Source organism: Pseudomonas sp. MWU16-30316, assembly GCF_020515645.1.
GTDB lineage: Bacteria > Pseudomonadota > Gammaproteobacteria > Pseudomonadales > Pseudomonadaceae > Aquipseudomonas > Aquipseudomonas cerasi.
In genome coordinates this window covers 41,443-67,218 of the sequence record NZ_JAIZAZ010000006.1, presented here as the reverse complement: position 1 = coordinate 67,218, position 25,776 = coordinate 41,443, and the positions used below count along the sequence as shown (strand labels likewise).

At 59.3% G+C, this 25,776-nt stretch carries 26 protein-coding genes; 15 read left to right on the top strand and 11 right to left on the bottom strand.

Annotated features, from left to right (window positions below):
- Positions 1–56 precede the first annotated feature (56 nt).
- Positions 57–1,349, bottom strand: a complete 1,293-nt coding sequence (locus LCH65_RS19135; RefSeq protein ID WP_003415899.1) for an MFS transporter — start codon at positions 1,347–1,349, stop codon at positions 57–59.
- 382 nt (positions 1,350–1,731) lie between these two features.
- On the opposite strand from LCH65_RS19135, the gene LCH65_RS19130 reads away from it, so the two are divergent.
- Positions 1,732–2,754 (top strand): FAD:protein FMN transferase, encoded by a 1,023-nt coding sequence (locus LCH65_RS19130; RefSeq protein ID WP_226439722.1) that lies wholly within the window; start codon positions 1,732–1,734, stop codon positions 2,752–2,754.
- Between the two features lie 165 nt (positions 2,755–2,919).
- Complete coding sequence (sthA, locus tag LCH65_RS19125) at positions 2,920–4,314, top strand: Si-specific NAD(P)(+) transhydrogenase (RefSeq protein ID WP_003436620.1); 1,395 nt, start codon at positions 2,920–2,922, stop codon at positions 4,312–4,314.
- Between the two features lie 42 nt (positions 4,315–4,356).
- Here the strand turns inward: sthA and LCH65_RS19120 are convergent, their stop codons facing one another.
- Both LCH65_RS19120 and LCH65_RS19115 read right to left on the bottom strand, forming a co-directional pair.
- Positions 4,357–5,079: a glycerophosphodiester phosphodiesterase gene (locus LCH65_RS19120; RefSeq protein WP_003371619.1), complete on the bottom strand. Its 723-nt coding sequence runs from the start codon at positions 5,077–5,079 to the stop codon at positions 4,357–4,359.
- A gap of 44 nt (positions 5,080–5,123) precedes the next feature.
- Positions 5,124–5,711, bottom strand: a complete 588-nt coding sequence (locus tag LCH65_RS19115; RefSeq protein ID WP_003371621.1) for a PilZ domain-containing protein — start codon at positions 5,709–5,711, stop codon at positions 5,124–5,126.
- A gap of 102 nt (positions 5,712–5,813) precedes the next feature.
- Here LCH65_RS19115 and LCH65_RS19110 point away from each other — a divergent pair, with 102 nt between their 5' ends.
- From LCH65_RS19110 to queF, 4 genes are all read left to right on the top strand, one after another.
- Positions 5,814–7,064 (top strand): lipoprotein-releasing ABC transporter permease subunit, encoded by a 1,251-nt coding sequence (locus LCH65_RS19110; protein WP_003315078.1) that lies wholly within the window; start codon positions 5,814–5,816, stop codon positions 7,062–7,064.
- Positions 7,065–7,071: 7 nt separating this feature from the next.
- Complete coding sequence (lolD, locus tag LCH65_RS19105; protein ID WP_016567727.1) at positions 7,072–7,755, top strand: lipoprotein-releasing ABC transporter ATP-binding protein LolD; 684 nt, start codon at positions 7,072–7,074, stop codon at positions 7,753–7,755.
- A gap of 75 nt (positions 7,756–7,830) precedes the next feature.
- Positions 7,831–9,075: a lipoprotein-releasing ABC transporter permease subunit gene (locus LCH65_RS19100; RefSeq protein ID WP_096105645.1), complete on the top strand. Its 1,245-nt coding sequence runs from the start codon at positions 7,831–7,833 to the stop codon at positions 9,073–9,075.
- Positions 9,076–9,204: 129 nt separating this feature from the next.
- Positions 9,205–10,035 (top strand): NADPH-dependent 7-cyano-7-deazaguanine reductase QueF, encoded by an 831-nt coding sequence (gene queF, locus LCH65_RS19095; protein ID WP_003436606.1) that lies wholly within the window; start codon positions 9,205–9,207, stop codon positions 10,033–10,035.
- A 172-nt stretch (positions 10,036–10,207) separates the two neighbouring features.
- On the opposite strand, the gene LCH65_RS19090 is transcribed toward queF, so the two are convergent.
- Positions 10,208–10,477: a DUF4404 family protein gene (locus tag LCH65_RS19090; protein WP_003315072.1), complete on the bottom strand. Its 270-nt coding sequence runs from the start codon at positions 10,475–10,477 to the stop codon at positions 10,208–10,210.
- Positions 10,478–10,580: 103 nt separating this feature from the next.
- Entirely contained in the window at positions 10,581–11,189 is a 609-nt protein-coding gene (locus tag LCH65_RS19085; protein ID WP_003436603.1) for a hypothetical protein, read from the bottom strand.
- A 198-nt stretch (positions 11,190–11,387) separates the two neighbouring features.
- Between LCH65_RS19085 and LCH65_RS19080 the strand changes: the two genes are divergently transcribed.
- Entirely contained in the window at positions 11,388–12,089 is a 702-nt protein-coding gene (locus tag LCH65_RS19080; protein WP_003371636.1) for a VacJ family lipoprotein, read from the top strand.
- 88 nt (positions 12,090–12,177) lie between these two features.
- Here the strand turns inward: LCH65_RS19080 and LCH65_RS19075 are convergent, their stop codons facing one another.
- Entirely contained in the window at positions 12,178–12,477 is a 300-nt protein-coding gene (locus LCH65_RS19075; protein WP_003371638.1) for a PilZ domain-containing protein, read from the bottom strand.
- 267 nt (positions 12,478–12,744) lie between these two features.
- Here LCH65_RS19075 and rssB point away from each other — a divergent pair, with 267 nt between their 5' ends.
- Together rssB and rssC are read left to right on the top strand one after the other, a co-directional pair.
- Positions 12,745–13,929 carry a two-component system response regulator RssB gene (rssB, locus tag LCH65_RS19070; protein ID WP_003315068.1) on the top strand — a complete coding sequence of 395 codons (1,185 nt, stop codon included), beginning with the start codon at positions 12,745–12,747 and terminating at the stop codon, positions 13,927–13,929.
- Positions 13,926–14,411 carry an anti-sigma factor antagonist RssC gene (gene rssC, locus LCH65_RS19065; protein ID WP_003315067.1) on the top strand — a complete coding sequence of 162 codons (486 nt, stop codon included), beginning with the start codon at positions 13,926–13,928 and terminating at the stop codon, positions 14,409–14,411. The genes rssB and rssC overlap by 4 nt, the downstream gene beginning before the upstream one ends.
- A gap of 67 nt (positions 14,412–14,478) precedes the next feature.
- On the opposite strand, the gene tal is transcribed toward rssC, so the two are convergent.
- Positions 14,479–15,411 carry a transaldolase gene (gene tal, locus LCH65_RS19060; RefSeq protein ID WP_003371640.1) on the bottom strand — a complete coding sequence of 311 codons (933 nt, stop codon included), beginning with the start codon at positions 15,409–15,411 and terminating at the stop codon, positions 14,479–14,481.
- A gap of 354 nt (positions 15,412–15,765) precedes the next feature.
- On the opposite strand from tal, the gene LCH65_RS19055 reads away from it, so the two are divergent.
- From LCH65_RS19055 to LCH65_RS19030, 6 genes are all read left to right on the top strand, one after another.
- Entirely contained in the window at positions 15,766–17,028 is a 1,263-nt protein-coding gene (locus tag LCH65_RS19055; protein ID WP_054081123.1) for a M20/M25/M40 family metallo-hydrolase, read from the top strand.
- Between the two features lie 137 nt (positions 17,029–17,165).
- Entirely contained in the window at positions 17,166–17,597 is a 432-nt protein-coding gene (locus tag LCH65_RS19050) for a S24 family peptidase (RefSeq protein ID WP_060708891.1), read from the top strand.
- 90 nt (positions 17,598–17,687) lie between these two features.
- A complete protein-coding gene (locus tag LCH65_RS19045) occupies positions 17,688–17,927 on the top strand; it encodes a hypothetical protein (RefSeq protein WP_044308445.1) in 240 nt (79 codons plus the stop codon).
- Between the two features lie 133 nt (positions 17,928–18,060).
- Entirely contained in the window at positions 18,061–19,188 is a 1,128-nt protein-coding gene (locus tag LCH65_RS19040; RefSeq protein WP_060708892.1) for a sensor histidine kinase, read from the top strand.
- 263 nt (positions 19,189–19,451) lie between these two features.
- Entirely contained in the window at positions 19,452–20,450 is a 999-nt protein-coding gene (gene dusA / locus LCH65_RS19035; protein ID WP_226439721.1) for a tRNA dihydrouridine(20/20a) synthase DusA, read from the top strand.
- A gap of 116 nt (positions 20,451–20,566) precedes the next feature.
- Positions 20,567–20,998, top strand: coding sequence for a universal stress protein (locus tag LCH65_RS19030; protein WP_003371651.1), 432 nt, complete (start codon positions 20,567–20,569; stop codon positions 20,996–20,998).
- Here LCH65_RS19030 and LCH65_RS19025 read toward each other — a convergent pair whose 3' ends face one another.
- The 4 genes from LCH65_RS19025 to LCH65_RS19010 are packed head-to-tail and all read right to left on the bottom strand — an operon-like array spanning position 20,999 to position 25,645.
- On the bottom strand, positions 20,999–21,463 hold the full coding sequence (locus LCH65_RS19025) for a response regulator (protein WP_003406975.1): 465 nt from the start codon (positions 21,461–21,463) through the stop codon (positions 20,999–21,001).
- The gene (locus LCH65_RS19020; protein ID WP_058396577.1) at positions 21,460–23,799 is read right to left on the bottom strand and encodes an ATP-binding protein; all 2,340 of its coding nucleotides are present in this window, start codon (positions 23,797–23,799) and stop codon (positions 21,460–21,462) included. The genes LCH65_RS19025 and LCH65_RS19020 overlap by 4 nt, the downstream gene beginning before the upstream one ends.
- The gene (locus LCH65_RS19015; protein ID WP_003371654.1) at positions 23,796–24,464 is read right to left on the bottom strand and encodes a response regulator transcription factor; all 669 of its coding nucleotides are present in this window, start codon (positions 24,462–24,464) and stop codon (positions 23,796–23,798) included. The genes LCH65_RS19020 and LCH65_RS19015 overlap by 4 nt, the downstream gene beginning before the upstream one ends.
- Positions 24,461–25,645, bottom strand: coding sequence for a sensor histidine kinase (locus LCH65_RS19010; protein WP_003371656.1), 1,185 nt, complete (start codon positions 25,643–25,645; stop codon positions 24,461–24,463). The genes LCH65_RS19015 and LCH65_RS19010 overlap by 4 nt, the downstream gene beginning before the upstream one ends.
- Between the last annotated feature and the right edge of the window lie 131 nt (positions 25,646–25,776).

Genomic DNA, 25,776 nt, shown 5'->3' with positions numbered 1-25,776 from the left:
AAAACCCGGCCGAGAGTCTCTCGAGCCGGGGTTTTCTTTTGCGATGCAGCGATCAATCAGCTGGCGGAAGCCGCCACAGGCGCTTCAAGCTTTTGCCCGCCCTTGCGGAACAGCACCAGCGTGGCCACCAGGCCCAGCACTGCTGCGCCGGTCAGCCAGATGCCTGGCGCTGCCTTGTTGCCCAATTCGTGAATCAGGTAAGTACAGGCCGCCGGGGTGAAGCCGCCGAAAGTCGCGGTCGCCAAGCTGTAGGCCAGCGAGAAACCCGTGGTGCGGACTTCGACCGGCATGATCTCGGTCAGCGCCACGACCATCGCGCCGTTGTAGGAGCCGTACAGGAACGAGAACCACAACTCGACCATCAGCAGGTTGCCGAAGCTCGGGTGTGCGACCAGCCACGACAGGGCAGGGTAGGCAGTGGCGATGGCCAGCACGGTTGCGGCAATCAGCAGCGGCTTGCGGCCGATGCGATCGGAGAACGAACCCATGATCGGCAGCCAGATGAAGTTGGACACACCCACGCAGACCGTCACCAGCAGGCTTTCCAGGTCGGTCAGGTTCAGTTCGTTCTTGCCGAAGGTCGGAGTGTAGGCGGTGATCAGGTAGAACGACACGGTGGTCATCACCACCAATGCCATGCCGCCTAGCACCAGGCCAAAGTTCTGGCTGATGGAGCGCACCACTTCACGCAGCGTTGGGCGATGGGTACGGGCTTCGAACTCCGGGGACTCTTCCAGCGAGCGACGGATGATGAAGATCGCCGGCACGATCAGGCAGCCGATCAGGAACGGCACGCGCCAGCCCCATTCGCCCATCTGCTCAGGGCTCAGCCAGTGGTTCAGGCCCACGCCCAGCAAGCCGGCGAAGACCACGGCGGCCTGTTGGCTGGCGGACTGCCAGCTGACGAAGAAGCCTTTGCGGCCCGGTGTCGAGATTTCAGCCAGATACACCGAAACGCCACCCAGTTCCACACCCGCCGAGAAACCTTGCAGCAAACGACCGAGCAGCACCAGCAAAGGTGCGATGACACCCAGTGTGGCGTAGCCCGGCACGCAGGCAATCAACAGAGTGCCCATTGCCATCATCGCGAGGGTGATAATCAGCCCTTTGCGACGCCCGTGACGGTCGATGTAAGCACCGAGAAAAATCGCGCCCAGAGGTCGCATGAGGAAGCCTGCGCCGAAGGTCGCCAGCGACAGCATCAACGAAGCGAAAGCGCTGTCGGAAGGGAAGAAGGTTTTTGCGATGGCCGTGGCGTAGAAGCCATAGACCATGAAATCGAACATCTCGAGGAAGTTACCGCTGACAACGCGAAAGATCGCTTTGCCCTTACTTGTTGTGGAGGCCATTTAGTTACTCGCTCAGGCTCGTCGGCTTGGAGTCCGTTGTCGTTTTTATCCCGTTCGCATCGTCACTTCGTGTGTGCAACTGGCGATGCGCACTTGTAACAGTATGTGTAACAGGGCTCAAAGACAACCGTTTCGGCGATTTGCTATCGGTTAACTGACGCTTGACAGGTCAAGACAATTGAGATCTTGCGGCGTGTCATTTTGATGAAACCTGATGAACAGTCATGTCACGCAGGGATCATAAGTCGCCTTCGACCACTCAATATGCCGGTTGGCCTTGTATTGGGGCTGTTCACGAGGTGTCAGGGCGGGTTTATGGACGCTTTTCTGTCTTGTTCGCCGATGGCGGCAAGTCACTTTGAAGGTTTTTATAGTGCGGGGCATGGGTTTGCGTAGGTTTGGCAAGGTTGCAGGGTGCCTCGTGTTGCTGGTGTGCGGTGGTTGTGGCCAGGAACGCAAGCTGGAAAGCTTTGGCGGGCCGACCATGGGCAGCCATTATTCCGTGATGTATGCGCGCGCTTCCGGGCAGCCAGAGCCTGCGGCTGTGCGTCCCGAGGTTGAAGCGATTCTGGACGAGGTCGATCAGCAGATGTCGCTCTGGCGCACTGATTCTGATATCGAACGCTTTAATGCATTGCCTGCCAATAGCTGCCAGGCGATGCCGGAACCGGTCTTGAAGATGATCGGTGTGGGCGAACAGCTATCGCAGGAGAGCGACGGTGCCTTCGATCTGACGATCAAGCCGCTGATGGAGCTGTGGGGATTGGGGCCTCATATGCTGTTCGAGCAGATGCCGCTGGTGCGGCAACTGGCCCGGACTCAGGCGCTGGTCGGCTATCGCAACCTGCGCATCGTCGGCGACCGGTTGTGCAAGAGTGCTGCCGTGCAAGTGGACCTCAACAGCATCGCCGCCGGCTATGCGGTAGATCGCATCAGCGAGCGGATGGACGCGCTCGGCTTGCACGATTATCTGGTGCAGGCTACGGGTGAACTGAAAGTCAGCGGGCTCAAGCCTGACGGCTCGCCCTGGCGAGTGACGCTCGATGCGCCGCTCGATGATGGCAATGTCACGCAAAAGGTATTTCCGCTGAAGGGCTACGCCGTATCTACGTCGGGCGACTATCGTCGTTATATCGACCATGACGGGTGGCGCATTTCCGATACGCTCGATGCCTTGACCGGTAAGCCGACCAGCCACGGCCTGGCGTCGGTGACCGTCATTCATCCCTCGGCGCTGATGGCCGACGGTCTGTCCTCCCTGCTGTTGATTCTCGGCCCGCAACAGGGCTGGAATTATGCGCAAGAACATAAAATCCCTGCTTTTTTTGTGATTCGTGCCGATAAGCGCTTTATCATCCGCAGCAACGCGTCGTTTGATCGTCTGGTCGTGGAGCAGTCGCGCTAATTCAACATGCCGGATCAGCCGGTCACTGGCGCCTCGTGCAGACAAAAATTGGCCTTCGACGCGACCAAGGGTTAATGTTCGCCGCCTCGGTGTAGCGCTAGACTGCGCCGCGTGATTTAGCCAGAGATGCCAGAGTGGCGCCTCGGTCTGTTTAAAGGAGTACGCATGGCTGTCTACAACTACGACGTAGTGGTACTGGGTTCCGGCCCTGCCGGAGAAGGCGCGGCAATGAACGCCGCCAAGGCGGGGCGCAAGGTCGCCATGGTCGACAGCCGTCGGCAGGTGGGCGGTAACTGCACCCATTTGGGTACCATTCCGTCCAAGGCCCTGCGTCACTCGGTCAAGCAGATCATTCAGTTCAACACCAATCCCATGTTCCGTGCCATCGGCGAGCCGCGCTGGTTTTCGTTTCCGGATGTGTTGAAAAACGCCGAAATGGTCATCTCCAAGCAAGTGGCCTCGCGCACCAGTTACTACGCCCGTAACCGCGTCGACGTGTTCTTCGGCACCGGCAGTTTTGCCGACGAGACCAGCATCAACGTGGTTTGCACCAACGGTGTGGTGGAAAAGCTGGTGGCCAACCAGATCATCATCGCCACCGGTTCGCGCCCTTATCGGCCGGCCGATATCGATTTCAGTCACAAACGCATCTACGACAGCGACACCATCCTCAGCCTGGGCCATACCCCGCGCAAGCTGATCATTTATGGCGCCGGTGTGATCGGCTGTGAATACGCCTCGATCTTCAGTGGCCTTGGCGTGCTGGTCGAGCTGGTCGATAACCGTGACCAGTTGCTGAGCTTCCTGGATTCGGAAATTTCCCAGGCGCTGAGCTATCACTTCAGTAACAACAACGTGATGGTTCGCCACAACGAAGAATACGAGAAGGTCGAAGGTCTGGATAACGGCGTTATCCTGCACCTCAAGTCCGGCAAGAAGATCAAGGCCGATGCCTTGCTGTGGTGCAACGGCCGTACCGGCAACACCGACAAGCTGGGTCTTGAGAACATCGGTCTGAAGGCCAACGGCCGTGGTCAGATCGAAGTGGACGAGACCTACCGCACCAGCGTTTCCAACGTCTACGGCGCCGGCGATGTGATTGGCTGGCCAAGCCTGGCCAGTGCGGCTTACGACCAGGGTCGTTCGGCAGCGGGCAGTATGGTCGACAATGGCAGCTGGCGTTATGTCAACGATGTGCCGACCGGGATCTACACCATCCCCGAGATCAGCTCGATCGGCAAGAACGAACACGAACTGACGCAGGCCAAGGTGCCTTACGAAGTGGGCAAGGCGTTCTTCAAGGGCATGGCGCGTGCGCAGATTTCCGGGGAGCGGGTCGGGATGCTGAAGATCCTGTTCCACCGCGAGACGCTCGAAGTGCTGGGCGTGCATTGCTTCGGTGACCAGGCGTCCGAGATCGTGCACATCGGTCAGGCAATCATGAGCCAGCCGGGTGAAGCGAACACCATGAAGTACTTCGTCAACACCACCTTCAACTACCCGACCATGGCCGAAGCCTATCGGGTAGCTGCATACGACGGCCTTAACCGGCTTTTTTAAGCGACTCCGGCCGGTGGCCTGAGCCGGCCGGGGAGACCGATTTCAGCGATTCCCGAGCGTGGCAGTGGCCAAACCGGGAAAGTCTGTAATCAGGCTGTCGACGCCGAAATCAGCGAGCCTGCGCATCAAGGCAGGCTCGTTGACTGTCCATACCGACACATGCAGGCCCTGACGCTGTGCTTTCTGCAGACGCTCCGGGGTACACAGTGTCCAGTTCAATGCCAGAATTTCACAGCCGTAACTCTGGGCGACCTTCAGTGGGTCAAGCCAGGCGTACTCGGCTACCAGCCCGCGCGATATGTCCGGCGTCAGGTCCATCGCGGCGCGCAGTACTTCGCGAGAGCTGGAGGTGATCGTCACCTTGTCCAGCAAGCCATGGCGCTGAGCCATTTCACGAATCGCCAGCACGGTGTTGGCGGCGCGAGTGCGTGAAGCGCTTTTGACCTCCAGCTGCCAGTGCTCGAAATCGCATTGTTCGAAGAGTTCTTCCAGGCGTGGAATCGGGCACGGTGAGACCCAGCCAGGGCCTCCCTTGCGTGCGTCATACGTCACCAGATCGGCTGCCAGGTGTTCATTGACCTTGCCGCGCCGGTCGGTGGTGCGCTTGAGGGTAGGGTCGTGAATGACCATCAACTCCCCGTCCTTTGAAAGGTGCAGGTCCAGTTCACAGCGGCGCACGCCGTGCTTGAGGCATTCCTGAAAGCTGGTCAGGGTGTTTTCCGGTGCTTCGCCCTTGGCGCCGCGGTGGCCGTAGATAAGGGTCACGTTTACTCCTGGCTACTGCTGATAGTGAAAAAGGGGCAGGGCGTTCAATTTCCGGAGGGCTGGCCCTGTTCCAGTGCCTGACGTCGCTGCTGAGCCTGACGCTGCAACACATGGCGGGCGAGTAACTGGCGCTGGGCGTCCGGAAGATTGACAAAATCGGTGCTGACATCGAAGTTGCCGTCTGCCAGCGTGTCGCACTGCGAAACCCTCGCGCGCAGCATCAGACCCGCGGCCTGTGGCATGAGCACCATCTTGATCGACAGCTGTTCGCCGACGGCAAAAGCCTGTTGCGAATTGAACTGGATCCCGCCTTCGGACAGTTTGACCGGCTGGGGAGCGCCCAGTTTGCCCAGTGCGGTGTGGGCAACCACTTCGCCCAGCAGGTCGATGCGCTTGCTCAGCGACTTGAGAAAACTGTTCAGCACCCGGTCGCGCTCGTCGAGCTGGCGCATCAGATGCTGCGACTCGAACTCGCTGACGTGCAGCTCGCTGAGCAGGTCGAACAGCGTCGAGGTGTCCTGCATGGCATCCTGGCTTGCCTGATCGGCGGCAGACAGGGGGTTAATTTCCAGTGCGACGCTGTCGTCGATACGGTAGTATTCGCGGCGTCCTGCTTCATCTAATGTCGACATGGCGAACCCAAGCTAGCGGCGGTGGTCAGAGAGTTTCGAGTGTAAAGCTGCACGTCAAGGCCCGCCACACGGACGTCCTCATTCCTGCGAACAAATTCCTACATGTTCAGACCTCTTTTTGTATTTATCGGCACGCGCTACACCCGTGCGAAGCGACGCAATCATTTTGTTTCCTTCATCTCCCTGACATCCATGATCGGCCTCGCCCTGGGCGTTGTGGTCATGATAGTCGTGTTATCGGTGATGAATGGTTTCGATCACGAAATGCGTACACGTGTGCTCGGCATGGTGCCGCACGCGACCATCGAATCCGCTGACCCGATCACCGACTGGCGCGGTCTGGCCGCGAAGGTTCAGGAAAACCCGCAGGTGCTGGCCGTGGCGCCGTTCACCCAGATGCAGGGTTTGCTGACTCACGACGGCAAGGTCCAGAAAGTGCTGCTCAACGGTATCGACCCGCTTGAAGAGCGCAAGGTCTCGATCATTGACCACTTCATCAAGCAGGGCCAGCTCGACAGTCTTTCGCCCGGCAGCTTCGGCATCATGATCGGCGACAAGGCCGCGGCCAAGCTGGGCGTCGGCATCGGTGACAAACTGACCTTCGTTGCACCTGAGGTAACGGTGACGCCGGCCGGGATGTTCCCGCGTATGAAGCGTTTCGAGGTGACCGGCATCTTTCACGTCGGCGCTGGCGAAATCGACGGTTTCCTCGGGCTGACCAACCTCGATGACCTGGGCCGTCTGCACCGCTGGAAGCCCAATCAGGTGCAGGGCCTGCGTCTCAAGTTCGACGACCTGTTCGCCGCGCCACGTACCTCGTGGGAAATCGCGCAGAAGCTGGGCGAAAACAATTTCTACTCGCGTGACTGGACGCGCACCCACGGCAACCTGTATCAGGCCATCCGCATGGAAAAGGCCATGATCGGTCTGTTGCTGCTGCTGATCGTGGCGGTGGCGGCCTTCAATATCATTTCCACGCTGGTGATGGTGGTCAATGACAAGAAGGGCGACATCGCCATTCTGCGTACCCTGGGCGCTACGCCGCGACAGATCATGGCGATATTCATGGTCCAGGGCACGGTGATCGGCGTGGTCGGTACGCTGATCGGCGCGGCACTGGGTATTCTGGCGGCGCTCAATGTCAGCGCAGCCATTGCTGCACTCGAAGGGCTGATCGGCCACAAGTTTCTCAACGCCGACGTCTACTTCATCGATTACCTGCCTTCGCAACTGATGGCCCAGGACGTGTTCCAGGTCTGCGGTGCAGCGTTGGTCCTGAGTTTCCTCGCCACCCTGTATCCCGCCTGGCGTGCTGCGCGCACCCAGCCGGCGGAGGCGTTACGTTATGAGTGAGTCGGGCATGTCTGATAAAGCAGTATTGAGTTGCCGCAACCTGGGTAAATCCTACGAGGAAGGCCCGGAATCCGTGGTGGTGTTGTCCGGTCTGCAGCTGGAGTTGCACCCCGGCGAGCGTGTCGCGATCGTCGGCAGTTCGGGGTCGGGCAAAAGTACCTTGCTCAACCTGCTGGGTGGGCTGGATACGCCGTCCGAAGGCAGTGTGTGGCTCGCGGGCGAAGAGTTGTCGGCGCTGGGCGAAAAGGCCCGAGGCCTGCTGCGTAACCGGGCGCTGGGTTTCGTCTACCAGTTCCACCATTTGCTGCCGGAATTCACCGCGCTTGAAAACGTCTGCATGCCATTGCTGATCGGCCGTACGCCCATCCCTGAAGCCCGCAAGCGTTCCACCGCACTGTTGGAGCGTGTCGGTCTCGGGCATCGTCTGGCGCACAAGCCTTCGGAGCTGTCCGGTGGCGAGCGTCAGCGTGTGGCAATTGCCCGTGCCTTGATCAATCAGCCGGGTCTGGTGATGCTCGACGAGCCTACCGGCAACCTCGATCACCACACGGCGCAGGGCATTCAGGACCTGATGCGTGAATTGAGCACGTCGTCGCGCACGGCGTTTCTGATCGTGACCCATGACATGAACCTGGCCCGGCAAATGGACCGTGTCCTGCGTCTGGAAGACGGCCGCCTCGTCGAGGCCTGATCGACCCGGCCCGGCGCCATTCATCGCGTCGGGCTCCAGTTTTTATACGGTGTATTTTTCCACGGTGCTTCGCGAATGTTCAGACCGTTACCCATCTTCATCGGCATGCGCTATACCCGCGCCAAACGCCGCAAAAGCTTCATCTCGTTCATTTCGATGACCTCGATGATCGGTCTGGCACTCGGTGTCCTGGCGATGATCGTGGTGCTGTCGGTCATGAACGGTTTCCAGCGGGAAATGAGCTCGCGGATTCTCGGCATGGTGCCGCACGCGGTCATTGCCGGTACCACGCCGGTCGATGACTGGAAACCGCTGGCCGACGCTGCGCTGAAAAACCCTGAAGTCACTGCTGCCGTGCCGTTCACCGACATGGAAGGCATGCTGTCCTACAAGGGCTCGATGCAGCCGATCCAGATCAGCGGTGTCGACCCGGCGCTGGAACATGAAGTGTCGATCGTCACGCAGCACATCACCCGCGGAAGCCTCGAAGACCTCAAGCCGGGCGAATTCGGCGTGGTGCTCGGTGATATCACCGCACGCCGCTTTCGTTTGACCATCGGCGACAAGCTGACCCTGATCGTGCCGGAAGTGAGTAGCGCCCCTGGCGGCATCACGCCGCGCCTGCAACGCCTGACTGTTGTGGGTATCTTCAAGGTCGGTGCCGAGCTGGACGGTTCGATGGGCCTGATCAATATCGCCGATGCGGCGCAGATGCAGCGCTGGCAGCCCAATCAGGTTCAGGGTGTGCGACTGGCGCTCAAGGATCTGTACAAGGCGCCTCAGGTGTCCACCGCCATTGCTGCCAGCCTGGGTGAGGGCTATCGCGCTGATGACTGGACCCACACACAGGGCAGCCTGTTCAGCGCCATGAAGATGGAAAAGACCATGATCGGTCTGTTGCTGCTGATGATCGTCGCCGTGGCGGCGTTCAACATCATTGCCACGCTAATCATGGTGGTCAACGACAAGGGCGCAGATATCGCCATCCTGCGCACCATTGGCGCCACGCCGCGGCAGATCATGGCGATTTTCGTGGTCCAGGGCACCGTCATCGGCATTGTCGGTACATTGATCGGCGGCATCCTGGGGATTATTGCAGCGCTGAACGTCAGCAGCCTGGTGGGCTGGATCGAGCGGGTCAGCGGCCAGCACATCTTCAGTTCCGATGTGTATTTCATCAGCAACCTGCCGTCCGAACTGCAGGCCGGTGACGTGCTGCTGATCTGCAGTGCCGGGTTTATCCTGAGCTTTCTGGCGACCATCTACCCCGCATGGCGCGCCGCGCAGATCCAGCCAGCGCACGCACTGCGTTACGAGTGACAGGGCCTTAGCCACCTTCGTCGAGGCCGCATGGCGGCCTGCGCGGGTGGCGGGGCAAGGCTGATTTCGCTGAAAGCCCCGCGCAAACGCTATAAACTCGCCGCGTTAATTCATGATCCAGGTATCGCCATGCATCCCGCAGCCGAACACTCGCCGCTGGGCAAGTCCAGTGAGTACATCGCCACCTACACGCCGTCTCTGTTGTTCCCGATTCCTCGTGCCGCAAAATGGGCCGAGCTTGGGCTCACCGCGCAGACGCTGCCTTATCAGGGTGTCGATTTCTGGAACTGCTACGAGCTGTCATGGCTGCTGCCTTCCGGCAAGCCGGTGGTGGCCATTGGCGAATTCAGTATTCCGGCCGAATCGCCGAACATCATCGAATCGAAGTCGTTCAAGCTGTACCTCAATTCGCTGAATCAGACAGCTTTCGCGAGCGTCGAACAGCTGCAGACCACCCTTGAGCAGGATCTGTCGGCCGCGGCGGGCAAGCCGGTCGGGGTGCGTATTCGCAGTCTGGCGGCGATCGAAGAAGAAGGTGTCGCGGCTTTGCCGGGCGTATGTATCGACGACCTGGACATCTCGGTCAGCAGCTATGACCGGCCGCAGCCCGAGTTGCTGCATTGTGATGACTCGCGGGTGGTGGAAGAGAGCGTGCACAGTCACCTGCTCAAGTCCAACTGCCCGGTCACCAGCCAGCCTGACTGGGGCAGCGTAGTCGTCGAATATCGCGGCGCTGCGCTGGATCATGCCAGCCTGCTGGCGTATATCGTCAGCTTCCGCCAGCATTCGGACTTTCACGAGCAGTGTGTGGAAAGAATCTTCCTCGACCTGCAGCGTTTGCTCAAACCGGAAAAACTGACGGTTTACGCACGCTACGTGCGTCGCGGGGGTCTGGATATCAACCCGTATCGCAGCACAGAAACGCTGGACGTGAGCAATCGCAGGCTGGCGCGGCAGTAGTAGCGTCTGCCGCCAAGGGCGTGGACGCAGAGCGTCCGGAACGGCATTCCCACGCGGAGCGTGAGGAACGATAGGTGTGTGGGCATGCATTGGGTGACGCTCTGCGTCACAACTCTGCGTCGCACCGCGCATCAGCGGTCGGACGCAGAGCCATTAGAACGGCATCCCCCAATCAGACCCCGATATTGCCCAGCGTTTGCACGATGTTGCGCAAGGTGCCGGCGATGGTCGGATGCTCCAGCTCGAAACGCTCGACGGCCAGATTCACGCCATCAGCCAGGCTGCTGTCCTGCTCGTGGGTGGCCTGTTCCAGCTGAATTTTAGTTTCAATTTGTTGCATGAGTTCGTGCAGGTTTTCCCGCTCGGACTCTGACATCGGCGGGTTATGCTCCAGTTGCTCGCGCAGGGTATTGAGTTGTTCTTGCAGTTCGCGGGCGGGCATGACGTGCTCCTTGATTGATAAGTCTGTCTCATGGACTTCGCCGGAGCGTTAAAGGTCCATGTTCACTCAAGACTAATCCAGTCAACGCCTTGCTGCATATGTATCAGGGTTTTTCGCCCTTGCTGCGTCGCAGGGCAATGTCGGCCAGGCAGGATTCCAGTTCACCCAGGTGGTCGATCACCGAATGCACGCCCAGCGAATAGAGTTTGAGCGTGGCCTGTGCGCGTCGCTGTTCGCGTTCTGCATCGCCGAGTGCCTGCCATTGTGAAGGCGAGAGCCCGCACAGTGGTCCGCAGGATGCCAGGCCAATGGTCCACAGTCCGGCGTTCAGTCCGGACTGCAACAGGCGCGGGTCGCCGCTGATCAGGACGCAACCATCCAGGTGGCTGACTTTCAGGGCCATCAATGCCATCCAGCAGGCATCCGGGGCGGGCCAGCCTGCAGTGGGGCGGGGCGCGGGAATCATCCAGTCATTCACCGGCACAGCCAGTGCGCTGCTCACGCTTTCAGGCAGTTCCTCGAGCCAGGCGCAAGGCATGCTCTGCTCGCGCAGGGTCTGCAGAATAGCCTCTGCGCCCGGTGTGAACTGTGTGTGCTCATGGCCAGGGGCGCGCGAGTTCGCGGCCTGCGCACCGAAGTCCACCAGGCAGCCGCTCAGGCCGAACAGCAGGGCAGGGAAGGTTGGCAAAGGCGTGATGACCGGGGCGAGCATGAGGATCTCTCTGAAATATCGAGAAACGCTACCGATCTTTTGTGACACTTCGATGAATGTGCGATGACGGGGTTTATGCGGAACCCTTTGCTGACAGACCTGCCTTATTCTCGACAGAAGGCTTTATACTCCCTGTCCTAGCGTGTGGGGCGTAGCACCCGCGTCATTATTTCGATATCTCGATCAGGAGTGTCAGCTATGCCCGTGACCGGTGCAGGCTTTATCAAACGTTTGGTGCAATTGTCCCTGTGTGCAGGCATCGCGCTGGTTCCGGTAGCCGTTCAGGCCGCCGAGGACGATCCCTGGGAAGGTATCAACCGTTCCATTTTCACCTTCAACGATACCCTTGATGCCTACACGCTCAAGCCGCTGGCCAAGGGGTATCAGTACATCGCGCCGCAATTCGTCGAAGACGGTATCCATAACTTCTTCAGCAACATCGGTGATGTCGGCAACTTGGCGAACAACGTGCTGCAGGCCAAGCCTGAAGCGGCGGGCGTCGACACGGCGCGCCTGATCGTCAACACTACTTTCGGTCTGCTGGGCTTCATCGACGTGGGTACCCGCATGGGCCTGCAGCGCAACGATGAAGACTTCGGTCAGACGCTGGGCTACTGGGGCGTGCCGAGCGGCCCGTTCGTGGTCATTCCGTTTCTGGGGCCAAGCACCGTACGTGATGCGTTCGCCAAGTACCCGGACACCTACACCTCGCCTTACCGCTACATCGATCACGTCCCGACCCGTAACACGGCGCTGGGCGTCAACCTGGTCGATACGCGGGCCAGCCTGCTGTCTGCCGAGCGCATGGTCAGTGGCGATCGCTACACCTTCATTCGCAATGCCTATTTGCAGAACCGCGAGTTCAAGGTCAAGGATGGCAAGGTCGAAGACGATTTTTAATCGCTGCTTTGCCTCTGCATGAATCAATAAAGGCGACCCTGGGTCGCCTTTATTATTTTGTAAAAATGTGAACCTGTTCCGCCTGTTTTCACTTCATCGAGACGATTGAAAGCCCCAGTTTCTGTACGCCACCTTCTTCATCATTCACCCAGACCACCTCGGTTTCGGCTTCAAGCCCCTTGAGCGCAGGATGGTCAGAGTCAATGCGTACGCTGAGTTTGTCTCCGACCTGGAACAAGCGTGGCGCCTGAACCTGCATGCCGGAGCTTGAAAGATCAATGCATACGGCAGGGATGACCTGGCCGGCGTGGATCAGGTTGACGTCTGCATCGACGCGCATGCGGATGTAATCCCGCTTTTCCTCGTAGTCGCGATCATTTCGACTCATGTACAGTCCTTCGTTTTAGTTGCTGATTTGTGAGTTCTTATAACTCTGGGTGATTTGCGATGTAAAGAGCGCAAAGTGAGGGTAGGAGCATGCTTGAAACACCCGTCGGATGGGAGTACCGTCTGCGCCTTGAAGGGCACCTCTGAAACACGACAGACTTATCAAGTTACTGCGTGTTATTGCGGAGAGGCTAGAAGCGAATCCAGTAAGCGGTTTCCGGTAATCCCGGGCCGCCTACGCCAACCTGATCTGGCGCCGTTTGCCCCCATGCCAAAAACCAGTGCCAAGCTGCTGATTATCGATGACGACGACGTAGTGCGCGCAAGCCTTGCCGCCTACCTTGAAGACAGTGGCTTCAGCGTTCTGCAAGCGAGTAATGGCTTGCAGGGAATTCAGATATTCGAGCAGGAGAACCCCGATCTGGTGGTCTGCGATCTTCGCATGCCACAGATGGGCGGGCTTGAGCTGATCCGTCAGGTCACCGCCATCGCTCCGCAGACGCCTGTCATCGTCGTTTCCGGTGCGGGCGTGATGAGCGATGCAGTCGAGGCCTTGCGCCTTGGCGCTGCCGACTACCTGATCAAGCCTCTCGAAGATCTTGCTGTGCTCGAGCATTCGGTGCGCCGTGCGCTGGATCGGGCGCGCCTGCTCACTGAAAACCAGGTCTACCGCGAAAAGCTGGAAAAGGCCAATCGCGAACTCGAAGCCAGCCTGCACCTGTTGCAGGAAGACCAGGACGCGGGTCGGCAAGTGCAGATGAACATGCTGCCAATCACTCCGTGGTCGATTGACGCATTCAAGTTTGCCCACCAGATCATTCCGTCGTTGTACCTGTCCGGCGATTTTGTCGATTATTTCAGGGTCGACGAGCGGCGTGTCGCTTTTTACCTGGCCGATGTTTCAGGTCATGGGGCGTCATCGGCATTCATTACCGTACTGCTGAAGTTCATGACCACGCGGCTGCTGTTCGAGTCCAAGCGTGGCGGAACGCTTCCGGAGTTCAAGCCATCGGATGTGCTGGGGCATATCAATCGCGGCCTTATCAGTTGCAAGCTGGGCAAGCACGTTACGATGGTCGGCGGTGTCATCGATGAAGAGTCAGGTAAACTGACGTACGCAGTGGGCGGACATCTGCCACTGCCTGTGTTGTATTCCGAAGGGCAGGCGCATTATCTGGAAGGTCGTGGACTGCCGGTCGGGTTGTTCAATGAGGCCACCTATCAGGATCATGAAATCGATCTGCCCGAGTCCTTCAGTCTGACCATGTTGTCTGATGGCATACTGGACTTGTTACCCGGTGATACACTCAAAGAGAAAGAAGCCGTCCTTCCCGAATTGGTCAAGACGGCTGGCGGCAGCCTGGATGGCTTGCAGCGGGTTTTTGAATTGGCAACGCTAGGGGAGATGCCGGATGATATCGCCTTGTTAGTGTTAAGCAGGAATCTTGAATGAGTACCGGTAGAATCCAGTTCGCCGAGCAGGAAGGCACCTTCGTTCTCAAGTTCGTGGGTGAAGTACGGTTGACGCTGTGTTCGGCCCTGGATGCGACTATCGAGCGCATCTTCACTGCGCTGAATTTCTCGGCGGTGGTCATTGACCTGACTGAAACGCGCAGCATTGACAGCACCACGCTTGGCCTGCTGGCCAAACTCTCGATTCTGTCACGCCAGAAGGTGGGCCTGTTACCGACGCTCGTGACCACTCACGAGGACATCACGCGCCTGTTGCAGTCTATGGGCTTTGATCAGGTCTTCAACATCGTTGACCGGCCTCTGCCGCGGCCTGAGTGCCTGACTGATCTGCCTTCACAGGACCAGTGCGAAGAAGTGGTGAAGGCCAAGGTGCTCGAAGCGCACAAGATCCTGATGGGCCTCAACGATTCCAATCGTGAAGCGTTCCATGATCTGGTCAATGCACTGGAAGGTCAGCGCTAGGCCGCTGCGCTGAATCGCAGGCAGCAAAAAGGGCGGCATCCGCGAGGATGCCGCCCTTTTTTTCGTATCAGGCTTTCTTGGCAGGAAGCAGCGCTTCCAGTTTTTCCTGATCGCGAGCGAACTGACGAATGCCTTCAGCCAGTTTCTCGGTGGCCATGGCATCTTCGTTGGAATTCCAGCGGAACTGGCTCTCGGTCAGGCTCTGACGTGGCTCGCCTGCATTATTGCCCGGAGCAAGCTTGCGCTCCAGTGTGCCGGTGTCTTCGGCCAATTGTTTGAGCAGCTCGGTGCTGATGGTCAGACGATCACAACCGGCCAACTGTTCGATCTGATTCAAGTTGCGGAAGCTGGCACCCATCACGACAGTCTTGAAGTCGTTGGCCTTGTAATAATTGTAGATGCGCGTTACCGACTGCACGCCCGGGTCTTCTGCACCAGTGTAATCGGTGCCTGTCGACTTCTTGTACCAGTCGTAGATGCGGCCCACGAACGGCGAAATCAGGAAGACGCCAGCCTCGGCGCAAGCGACAGCCTGGGCGAAGGAAAACAGCAACGTCAGGTTGGTCTGGATACCTTTCTTCTCAAGGTATTCGGCGGCGCGGATGCCTTCCCAAGTGGAGGCAAGCTTCACCAGCACGCGATCATTTTCGACACCGGCAGCGTTATAAAGCCCGATCAGGCGTTCACTGCGTTCGATCAGGGCGTTGGTGTCAAAGGACAGTCGGGCGTCCACTTCAGTGGACACGCGGCCGGGTACGACCTTGAGAATCTCCTGACCGATGGCCACTGCGAAATGATCGCAGGCCAGGCCTATGTCGCCCTTGCCAAGGGCGAATGCCTCCTCGAGCATCGCTTTGTTGCTTTCGCTCGAAGCGGCCTTGAGCAGCAGAGAAGGGTTGGTGGTTGCATCTTGAGGCTTGAGGCTCTTGATGGCGCCGAAGTCGCCGGTATCGGCAACAACGGTGGTGAATTTCTTGAGTTGATCCAGCTTGGAAGTCATGAGCGTGCTCTGTCCTGTGCGGTTGGATGACATTACCCGAGCGCTGCCGACCACTCAAGGCCGCAGCGTTTACTGCTGCCGATGATAGGCCCTGAGGGACGGCGTTGTCGTGAATACCTTTGTCTAGAGTGTTTTTGAGCCTCGCACAGACCGCTTGTTCCCTTGATGTGAATTTAACCTCTTGAAGAGCGGCCTGCACGTTGCGCAATGGGCGCGGACATCAGCTTACCGTGCCTTTGACAGAAGGCCGCGGCGCCGGGGTGAGCCGGGTTCGCAATCAGACCGGGCTGTGGCGTCGAGCGGCGCATTGGGGTAAAGATGCTGTTCAACTCGCGATGATCTGAAGGAACCAGCATGCATTCACGACGCTTCCCCCTCACTGCCGCCATCGGACTTTCCCTGGTTTCCATGGGTCTGTTTTCCATGGCTGCCAATGCCGCCGAGCTGTCACCCGATCAGTTGCTGAAAAAAGCCCAGGCCGAACAACCGGCCTACCTCGACACTGTCCGGCAACTGGTCGATATCGACACAGGCACCGGCCAGGCCCCCGGGCTGAAGACCGTCAGCGCGATGCTGGTCGAACGTCTCAAGGCGCTGGGCGCTGAAGTCTCCACCACGCCGGCAGATCCTTCGGCGGGGGACAATATCGTCGGCACGTTCAAAGGCAACGGCACGCGTTCTTTTCTGTTGATGGTCCACTACGACACGGTGTTCGGGCCGGGCACTGCCGCCAAGCGTCCCTTCAGGCTCGACAGCGAGCGGGCCTATGGGCCAGGGGTGGCAGATGCCAAGGGCGGCGTGGCGATGATTCTGCACGCACTGCAGTTGTTGCAGAATGAGCACTTCAAGGCGTTCGGTACGCTCACTGTGCTCTTTAACCCGGACGAGGAGACCGGCTCCAGCGGTTCGAAAAAAGTCATCGCCGAACTCGCTCGCCAGCATGACTACGTGTTTTCGTACGAGCCGCCTGACAAGGATGCCGTCACCGTCGCCACCAACGGCATCAATGGCCTGCTCCTCGATGTCAAAGGCAAATCATCACATGCGGGCTCCGCTCCCGAGGCCGGGCGCAATGCCGCCATCGAGCTGGCGCATCAGTTGCTGCAGCTTAAGGACCTCGGCGACCCAGGCAAAGGCACGACCGTCAACTGGACACTGATCAAGGGCGGGGAGAAGCGCAACATCATTCCATCCAGCGCATCAGCCGAGGCGGACATGCGCTATTCCGACCTCAGCGAGAGCGATCGCGTACTGGCTGATGGCCAAAAAATCGTGAAGAAGACACTGGTCGATGGCACCGAAGTGACCTTGCGAATGGAAAAAGGCCGACCGCCGCTGGCCAGAAACCCTGGCTCCGAACAGCTGGCGAAAACCGCGCAGGCGCTTTACCAGAAAACAGGCCGCACTCTGGAGCCGATTGCCATGCGTTTCGGTACCGACGCGGGCTATGCCTACGTACCGGGGAGTGCAAAACCTGCGGTGCTCGAAACCATGGGCGTGGTCGGCGCCGGTCTGCATGCCGACGATGAATACATTGAGTTGTCGAGCATCGCGCCCAGGCTTTACCTGACCGTGGCGCTGATTACGCAGTTGTCGAAGGGTGATGCTGCGCCCTGACGACTCGTGAGGGGAGCGTTGACAGGCGTGGTCTGCGGGCCACGCCATCTGTCGATGCGTGGGGCATTGCGATTGACCTGATCACCGATAAACGATTAACTGTATATGTATACAGTTAATCAGAAAAGGCTCGCCTCATGAGTGTTACATTCCTTGGCCCGTTGTCGGCAGGTGGCATCAAGCTTCCGTTCATATCGCTGTCGTCCGTTGGCTCCAGATCGCCAGTGGTCGAGAAGCATGTTTCCATCGCCGAGCTTTGCGAGGTCCGTGAGCCGCACGCCTACCTGGCCAGGATCGAAGACCAAGGCATGCAAGGGGGCGGCATGTGCAGCGGGGACATGCTGGTGGTCGACCGCAGCCAGTACGCTGAGCACGGTGACATCGTCGTTGCCTCGCTCAATGCACGGCAGATCTGCCGGCGTCTGCACATGCGCGGCGATGTGGTGATTCTGGAATCGCAAAATCCGGATTACCCACCACTGCGTGTCACCGACAACGATGACCTGATCATTCTGGGCGTGGTCACCTACAGCCTGAAAAACCTGCTGGAGGGCCGCGCTGCATCATGAGCTCATCGATGAACAGACGCATGTCCTTGCATTGCAAGGCGCTGCGTGATTTGCTGCCCACTCTTTGGCTTTTACCGGAATACCGAGCGCATGCAAGAACGACTTGATCAGTTACGACTCCCCAAGCCTGTACAGGGAGCGATCAGTGATCTGGTAAGAGCGCTCGACGCAACCAGCACCCGCGCCGACGTGGAAGCCGAGGGGGCGTTGCAGATCGAATACATTCATGGCCTGGAGACAAGCAGAAAGCTGCGTCCAGCGGATGCCGAAGCGCTTTACATTATTTTCGACGACGCAGTTCAGGCTCGTTTACAGGCACTTTCCGATTAGATTCGGTATTCCATTAGTCCGCTGACTGTGTGAACTTCACTCCAGATTTTATCTGTCCGCAGGGTCGGGACGGGTGCCCGGCTCACTCTACGAACCTGCAATCTGCGGAGTTCATGTTCAGGTTTGAATGGCTATGCGTTTATCAGGCTTCATCCTCGAAAACATCGAACCTATCGTGCGCGAGTGGACCGATTTCGCACGCACCCTGTCTCCGGCCGGTGAGCCTCTGGATACCACAGAGCTCAGGGACCATGTCGAGCAAATGCTGCGGGCGATCGCCACTGATCTGGAAACGGATCAGTCGTTGCAACAGCAGGTCGACAAATCGCAGGGCCACGGCGTGTCACATGAACAAACCGCAGCCAAAAGCCACGCGATCACTCGACTGATGTCGGGCTTCACCATCGATCAGGTGGTTTCGGAGTTTCGGGCATTACGGGCGAGCGTGATCAAACAGTGGATGTCGCGAGAAGCGCTGGACACTCAACAGCAGATCGAAGACATGATTCGTTTCAACGAGGCGATAGATCAGGCCCTGGCCGAGTCTATTTCCAGCTATACCAGCGCGATTCAGGCATCACGCAATGTATTCCTTGGCATCCTCGGGCACGATTTGCGTACCCCGCTAAGCGCCATACTGCTGGGGGCCGACGTATTGCTGCGCACCCATGATCTGGGCGCGCGGCCAACCAAGGTTGCATCGAGGATCTACTCCAGCGTGAAGCGGGCCAACCAGATCGTCGGCGATCTGCTCGACTTCACGCGCTCACAGATCGGTCCCGGCATCCCGTTGAAAAAGACCAAAATAGACATGCAACCGATCTGCGTTCGCATCGTTGACGAATCGAGTACCGTCAACCCGGAAGCAGACATTCGCTTGACGTCGGAGGACCCGGTCATCGGCCGCTTCGATGGCGATCGACTGGAGCAGGTCTTCTCGAACCTCATCGGCAACGCCATACAGCACGGCAATAGCTGCGATCCTGTCGAAGTGACGCTGGCCGTTTCGGAGGGCGAGCTGCGCTTTATCGTCCACAACACCGGCAGCCCGATTCCCGCAGATGTGCTGCCGTTCATCTTTAACCCGATGGACCGCTACTCACCCGAAAAGATGACCGACAACGGACCTTATTCAAGCCTGGGGCTGGGTCTGTTCATCGTCGACAGGATTGTCGACGCGCACGGCGGGCGTATCGAGGTGACGTCGAAAGCGGATCATGGGACTACGTTTGCGGTGTTCATTCCGTTGAGTGCGGGGTGAGGTGGGGGCGGTTGTCAGCCAGAGGTGTATATCCGACACCGACACACATAGTGTCCCGGTCTTGCTTCTGAGGTGAGGACCTGCTTTCAAGCATCTTGCGGGCGACAGAGATGCCCGCTTGATCAATTCCGAAAGACCTCAAACTTATCCATCAAAACCTTCCCAATTTACAGCCATCCAGCGGCATCAATTGGCTAACGTGGCTGCACAACGACGCCCGATGATAGAATGCCTCCATACTTCTCTCCGAGCTACCGACGCTAATGTCATCCGCAAGCCCCGATAAAAGGCGCTCGTTCACGCGCCGCTTCTCCGTCGCTCCGATGATGGACTGGACCGACCACCACTGCCGCTACTTCATGCGCAAGCTCTCAAAGCATGCCATGCTCTACACCGAGATGGTCACCACCGGCGCCTTGCTGCATGGCGACCGTGAGCGGTTCCTGCGGCATGATGAAAGCGAGCATCCGTTGGCATTGCAGTTGGGTGGCAGTACGGCGGCGGATCTGGCTGCGTGTTCGCGTCTGGCGGAAGAGGCGGGGTATGACGAGGTCAATCTGAACGTCGGTTGCCCGAGTGACCGGGTGCAGAACAACATGATCGGTGCGTGCCTGATGGCGCATCCTGCGCTGGTGGCGGATTGCGTCAAGGCGATGCGCGATGCGGTTGGTATTCCGGTTACGGTCAAGCACCGGATCGGTATCAATGGCCGTGACAGCTACGCCGAGTTGTGTGATTTCGTCGGCAAGGTTCAGGAGGCGGGTTGCCAGAGTTTCACGGTTCACGCGCGTATCGCAATTCTCGAAGGACTGTCTCCCAAGGAAAACCGCGATATTCCGCCACTGCGTTACGACGTGGTCGCGCAGTTGAAGTCTGACTTTCCTGACCTGGAGATTGTGCTCAACGGCGGCATCAAGACGCTGGAGCAGTGCAGTGAGCATTTGCAGTCGTTCGATGGCGTCATGCTGGGGCGTGAGGCTTATCACAACCCGTATCTGTTGGCGCATGTCGATCAGCAGTTGTTCGGCAGCACGGCGCCGGTCATCAGTCGTTACGACGCGTTGGAGTCGATGCGGCCGTACATTGCGGAGCACATTGCCAGCGGCGGCAATATGCACCACGTCACCCGGCATATGCTCGGTCTGGGCCTGGGTTTCCCTGGTGCGCGACGCTTCCGGCAGTTGCTGTCGGTTGACATACACAAGGCCGAAAACCCGATGCTGTTGCTGGATCAGGCCGCGGCGTTTCTGCAGGGGCATTGATCGCATGTGCCGTGAATTGATCTGAGTTGAGCCGAATCAAGGGAAACGCTTATTCCAGTAGCGGCGTTATCGGGCTGCGGTTATGTTGAGCGCATAACTCAACAAGGAAAACGCCCATGCACAAAGTTCTGGTTCCTTTCGACGGCTCCGAGCACGCCATGCGTGCCTTGGGCTATGTCATCGAGTTGTCTGGTGAACTCACCAAGTCGCTCGAGGTACATATCCTGAATGTGCAGGCCAGCCCCATCGATTACAGCCTTTATCTGGCTCCCGACATGATTGATGGCGTCAAGGCCGGCTTGACCAATGAAGGCAAGCGGGTGCTGGCTGATGCGGTTGCATTGTTGACTGCTGCTGGTGTGCCGTTTCAGGCCCACGTCGATCTGGGCAACGTGGCAGAACAGGTCGAGGCTGAGGTTCAGCGGCTCGGCTGCGACGCCGTTGTCATGGGCACCCGCGGGCTCGGTAACTTTGGCGGCCTGCTGCTGGGCTCCGTGGCCACGCGGGTGATCCACGAAGCATCGGTGCCGGTGACGCTGATCAAATAATCACTGCTGCGCCAGCGTTCGCGGCTGGCGCAGCAGTTCGATATTTTCCGCAGGCACCAGCTCGCGCAGCGATTTATACAGTGCGCGGGTTTCCAGCAGGTTCCAGATGCGCAGCATGGTTTCCAGGGCATCCAGCGGCTTGCTGATGAAGTCCCGCGCGCCCAGCGCCAGTGCGCGCAGGCGGGTATCGCGTGTCGCGTCGGCGGTCAGCACCATGATCGGCAGGTAGTCATTGGCCGGTATGCGCCGGTTGAGCTGCTCCAGCACCGCAAAGCCATCGAATTCGGGCATGTGCAGATCGAGGACAACCAGGTCGGGCTCGAAGCTGTTGAACAGGTCCAGCGTGCGCAACGGCTCGGTGCTGCTCAGGACGTTGGTCAGCCCCTCGCGGGCAAGCAGTTGCTCCATCAGATCGAGGTTGGGCCGTTGGTCATCAATGATCAGAATGCGAAAGTCGCCGGTCATGTGGGCTCCGGTAAATACTGGTCCAGGAGGGCAAGAAACACCGGCACCTGGATGGGTTTGATCACAATGGCCGTGGCTCCGGCCTGTTTCAGTTCGCGATGGGCTTTATCACTGGTGTCGGCAGTGATCATCAGCACCGGTGTGTGAGCAGTAGCCGGCAGGCGTCGCAGACGTTGCAGCACCTCAAGCCCCTTGATGTCCGGCAGGCTGAGGTCGAGAAGAATCAGCTGTGGCGCATGCTGGCGCGCCAGATCAAGCCCCAGCTGGCCCTGCATGCTCGACAGCAACTGGATACCCGGTCTGCGTTGCAGCAGCGTTTCAATCAAGGCCATGCTCGACAGATTGTCTTCGATGCACAGCAGCTTGCCATGATAGGCCGGGCGGGCGGGCGAGCGGACATCCGGCGTTATCTCGAGAGCAGTGTCAGCTTGACGCGGCGGTTTGGCGGCGGGCGGCTGCACCCGCACAAGCGGCAGCGCGAGTATGAACCGGCAGCCCTCGTCCGGTGTGTTCTGTACGGACAGCGTGCCGTGCATCATCTCCAGCATGCTTTTGCTCAGCGCCAGTCCCAGCCCGGTGCCTTCGACGCTCGGGTTGGCGTCCAGCCGCTCGAACGGCTTGAACAACTGTCCGATACGCTCCGGCGCAATCCCGTAGCCGGTGTCCACTACGCTGACCGTCACCTGCTCGGTAGTCTGCTCGATTTCAATCCGCACCTGGCCAGCGGGCCGATTGTATTTGATCGCGTTGGACAGCAGGTTCAACAACACCTGAATCAAGCGCTGGCGATCAGCGACCACGCCGATCTCGTCAGGCAGATTCGGCAAGGGCTTCAACTCGATATTGGCGTCGGCAGCCATCGGCGAGACCAGCACCAGCGCTTCTTCAAGCACGCTCGACAGGGATACGGGCTCGAGGACCAGGGAAACATGCCCGGCTTCGATTCTGGCGATATCGAGTACTTCATTGATCAGCTTCAGCAAATGCTGGCCCGCTCGCAGAATATGACCGATTTGCGGGCGCTGGCTGGCGGGCGAGTCCATGTCCAGCAACTGGGCAAAGCCCAGAATCGAGTTCAGCGGTGTGCGCAGTTCATGACTCATGCGCGACAGGAATTCACTTTTGGCCCGGCTGGCGCGTTCGGCTTCCTCACGCGCAGTACCCAGAGCAATTTCGGCAACGCGACGATCACTGATGTCACGGGTGATCTTGGAAAAACCGCGCAGTTCGTCATTGCTGTCGTATTGCGCGGTGATCACCACGCTGGCCCAGAAACGGCTGCCGTCCTTGCGCTGGCGCCAGCCTTCCTCGGTATACCGGCCGTTGACGGTGGCCTCATGCAATGCCATGTCGGGGTGTTGCGGACATTCCTGCTGCAGATAGAACACAGAAAAGTGCTGGCCGATGATTTCTTGTTCCGTGTAGCCCTTGATACGCTCGGCTCCTGCGTTCCAGGTGGTGATGTAGCCGTTGCGGTCCAGCGCGAAGATGCCGTAGTCCTTGACACCTTCGATGATCAGCCTCAAACGCTCCTCGTTGTCGCGCAGTGCGCGTTCACGTTCGGCCAGCAGCTGGCCGGCCTCGACCAGACGAGTGCCGAGCTGGCCGATCTCGTCCTTTTCAGGCGGTTGGGGCAGCAGCGGATGCCCGAGCGCCAGACGCTGGGCGTTGCGCTGCACCTGATGCACCCTGGCGACGATGCCTTTGGACAGCATCAACACGGCAAGAATGGCACCGAAGATGCCGCAGGCTGCGGCCAGCAGAGTCGATAGCAGCAGGCGCTCGCGAGTGGCTGCCGCAGCCTCGGTACGTTCGGCGAGCAGCGCGTCTTCACGCTCGCGCATGATGCCGATGCGTTCGCGCAACTGGTCAAGCACGTACTTGTTTTCGATCAGGATGCGGGCGACGGTTTCTTGATCTTGCCTATCCATCGAGCGCAGTTTTTCCAGGCCTTCGACCTTGGTGTTGATCAGCGGCTCGATGGCTTTCAGGTGTTCGCGCATCTGCTCGTCACGCACATTGGTGTTGAGCCGGGTCAGCGCCGCCTCGATCAGCGGTTGCGCGTTGAGGTAGCCGGGCAGGAAGTCTTCCCGGTGAGTCAGCAGGTAGCCACGTACGCTGGCCGCACCTTCTGCGATCTGCGTATGAAGGGTCTGAATGTCGCCTTGCACAAGCAGCACGCGCCTTACGTCCTCCTCTGCCTGAGCGGTCTGGCGCTCGGCGATATAGATCAGCACCAGCGAGAACATGAGAATCGCCAGTGGCAGCGAAATGGCCACCAGCGCCTTGCCGCGTAGCGGAAGGTCTTCCCAGCGACTGCTGGCGTTTGCGGTCATTGCCAGTCGCTCGTTGATTGGCTCACCAGCCCCAGCGCCACACCGCGTACCGCCGCCTGAGTGCGGTCCGAGGCGCCGAGTTTGCCGATGACCTTTTCCACGTGGGCCTTGGCCGTCCCGGTGGTGATGCCAAGTTTTTCGCCGATTTCCCGATTGCTGAAGCCGCCCGCCACCAGCCCGAGCACCTGGCGTTCACGCGGGGTGAGGGTTTCCGGCAGGGCTGCGCCACTGGTATTGCGTTCGGTCATGCGCCGCAGCAGGCGCGCGCTGACGGCGCTGTTCAGTGCTTCTTCACCACGCGCCACGCGTTGCAGGCCGTCGATCACTTCGTCGCGGCTGGCATCCTTGAGCAGATAGCCCACCGCGCCCGCGCTGATGGCGGCTTCCAGATGATCGGTGCTGTCGTCCATGGTGAAAATCACCACCTTCAGATCCGGCATGCGCTGCTGGAGAATCCGCGCAGCGCCCAGCCCGTTAAGCACCGGCATACGGATGTCGAGGATGGCGATGTCCGGTTGCAGCTCCTGGCACAGATCGATGGCTTGCTGGCCGTCGGCCGCCTGACCGACCACTTCGAACTCCGGATGCCCCGCCAGCAGTGAGACGAACCCGGTACGCGTCACTTCATGATCGTCCGCCAAAACCAGTCGTACAGTGTCAGTCATGTCATTGCCTTGTCTGCGGTAAAAGGAACGATGGCGCGCAGTCGGGTGCCGTGCCCGGGCCGACTGACGCAGGTCAGACGGCCGCCGAGCAGGCTGGCGCGCTCTTGCATGGCCACCAGGCCCAATTTCTGCACGCCTTTGTCATTGAACGGTTTTTGGGTGACGAAACCACTGCCGTTGTCTTCGAGCAGCAGTGAAATGTGCTCTTCACTCAGTTCCAGAGCCAATTCTACGTTGCTCGCAGCGGCGTGTTTGAGCACATTGTTGATGCCTTCCTGGGCAATACGGAACAGGGCGATTTCCAGGTGGCTGGGCAGGCGGGTCAGGGAGCGCGACTGCCAGTGCACCGCGATTCCGGCTTCGCGCAACCGGTCAGCTTCCTTGTCGACCGCCTGCAGCAGGCCGAAATCGTCCAGCACGCTTGGCCGCAAGCCACTGATCAGTTGGCGACCTTCGCCCACGCAGTGCTGCGCCAGCTTGAGAATGGCCTGCAGATCGGCGTCCAGCGGCTCAGGCAGATCAGGACAGCGACCGGCAAAACCCTGCAGCCGCTGGTGCAGCCCGGCCAGGGTCTGGGCCAGCCCATCATGCAGGTCGTAGGCCACGCGTTTGCGTTCGTCTTCCTGAGCGGTGAACAACTGGCGGACCAGCTCGGACATGGTCTGTTCTCTGACCACCAGCGCATCAAGCAGCCGATTGTTCTCCAGGTGTGCCGCCAGCAACGTCGCCAGCAATTGCAGCGACTCGATGTCCTCATTGTCCGGCGTATTGATGCCCACGCTGTTGGCCAGCAGCAGGGTGCCAAAAGAGCCTTCGTCGGCGCCGCGCAACGGTAACAGCAGCATGCACGGCAGGTCGGCATCGGGCCGCTCCAGCCACTGCGGGCCGATGGCCAGCGGGTCGGCAGCGGTCTCAAGTGTCGCCAGGCGTTCTGCACTGCCATGACGGGCGGTGATCTGCACACCGGTGTCGGCGCTCCATTCCAGCAGCAGGCCATGGTCCATCGCCACGAATGCGCACGCGCGTTGCAGCACGCGCTGACGCATGGCCTGAGGTGGCAGATGGGTCAGCTCCTGGCCGGTATCCACCAGCAGGCGAAGCCGTGCGGCACGGCTTTGCGACTGGCGATACTGGTTACGAATGGCCAGTGCGCTTGCCGGATCATGGGGGGGACTTTGCATGCAATGCTCCAGCGAGGGTTGATGCCCGCGCGGGCATAACAGAAGTAAGGCTATTAGAACTGTATCAGGAGGTGAAGCCTATCTGCCGATCGGCATACACAGTTAACCCCGGTTGGCCGATGGCGAGCCGT

Bases quoted from the DNA above. Each gene is read 5' to 3' on its own strand.
- LCH65_RS19135 (WP_003415899.1), bottom strand. From the start codon at position 1,349: ATGGCCTCCACAACAAGTAAGGGCAAAGCGATCTTTCGCGTTGTCAGC.
- LCH65_RS19130 (WP_226439722.1), top strand. From the start codon at position 1,732: ATGGGTTTGCGTAGGTTTGGCAAGGTTGCAGGGTGCCTCGTGTTGCTG.
- sthA (WP_003436620.1), top strand. From the start codon at position 2,920: ATGGCTGTCTACAACTACGACGTAGTGGTACTGGGTTCCGGCCCTGCC.
- LCH65_RS19115 (WP_003371621.1), bottom strand. From the start codon at position 5,711: ATGTCGACATTAGATGAAGCAGGACGCCGCGAATACTACCGTATCGAC.
- LCH65_RS19110 (WP_003315078.1), top strand. From the start codon at position 5,814: ATGTTCAGACCTCTTTTTGTATTTATCGGCACGCGCTACACCCGTGCG.
- lolD (WP_016567727.1), top strand. From the start codon at position 7,072: ATGTCTGATAAAGCAGTATTGAGTTGCCGCAACCTGGGTAAATCCTAC.
- LCH65_RS19100 (WP_096105645.1), top strand. From the start codon at position 7,831: ATGTTCAGACCGTTACCCATCTTCATCGGCATGCGCTATACCCGCGCC.
- queF (WP_003436606.1), top strand. From the start codon at position 9,205: ATGCATCCCGCAGCCGAACACTCGCCGCTGGGCAAGTCCAGTGAGTAC.
- LCH65_RS19090 (WP_003315072.1), bottom strand. From the start codon at position 10,477: ATGCCCGCCCGCGAACTGCAAGAACAACTCAATACCCTGCGCGAGCAA.
- LCH65_RS19085 (WP_003436603.1), bottom strand. From the start codon at position 11,189: ATGCTCGCCCCGGTCATCACGCCTTTGCCAACCTTCCCTGCCCTGCTG.
- LCH65_RS19080 (WP_003371636.1), top strand. From the start codon at position 11,388: ATGCCCGTGACCGGTGCAGGCTTTATCAAACGTTTGGTGCAATTGTCC.
- LCH65_RS19075 (WP_003371638.1), bottom strand. From the start codon at position 12,477: ATGAGTCGAAATGATCGCGACTACGAGGAAAAGCGGGATTACATCCGC.
- rssB (WP_003315068.1), top strand. From the start codon at position 12,745: ATGCCAAAAACCAGTGCCAAGCTGCTGATTATCGATGACGACGACGTA.
- rssC (WP_003315067.1), top strand. From the start codon at position 13,926: ATGAGTACCGGTAGAATCCAGTTCGCCGAGCAGGAAGGCACCTTCGTT.
- tal (WP_003371640.1), bottom strand. From the start codon at position 15,411: ATGACTTCCAAGCTGGATCAACTCAAGAAATTCACCACCGTTGTTGCC.
- LCH65_RS19055 (WP_054081123.1), top strand. From the start codon at position 15,766: ATGCATTCACGACGCTTCCCCCTCACTGCCGCCATCGGACTTTCCCTG.
- LCH65_RS19050 (WP_060708891.1), top strand. From the start codon at position 17,166: ATGAGTGTTACATTCCTTGGCCCGTTGTCGGCAGGTGGCATCAAGCTT.
- LCH65_RS19045 (WP_044308445.1), top strand. From the start codon at position 17,688: ATGCAAGAACGACTTGATCAGTTACGACTCCCCAAGCCTGTACAGGGA.
- LCH65_RS19040 (WP_060708892.1), top strand. From the start codon at position 18,061: ATGCGTTTATCAGGCTTCATCCTCGAAAACATCGAACCTATCGTGCGC.
- dusA (WP_226439721.1), top strand. From the start codon at position 19,452: ATGTCATCCGCAAGCCCCGATAAAAGGCGCTCGTTCACGCGCCGCTTC.
- LCH65_RS19030 (WP_003371651.1), top strand. From the start codon at position 20,567: ATGCACAAAGTTCTGGTTCCTTTCGACGGCTCCGAGCACGCCATGCGT.
- LCH65_RS19025 (WP_003406975.1), bottom strand. From the start codon at position 21,463: ATGACCGGCGACTTTCGCATTCTGATCATTGATGACCAACGGCCCAAC.
- LCH65_RS19020 (WP_058396577.1), bottom strand. From the start codon at position 23,799: ATGACCGCAAACGCCAGCAGTCGCTGGGAAGACCTTCCGCTACGCGGC.
- LCH65_RS19015 (WP_003371654.1), bottom strand. From the start codon at position 24,464: ATGACTGACACTGTACGACTGGTTTTGGCGGACGATCATGAAGTGACG.
- LCH65_RS19010 (WP_003371656.1), bottom strand. From the start codon at position 25,645: ATGCAAAGTCCCCCCCATGATCCGGCAAGCGCACTGGCCATTCGTAAC.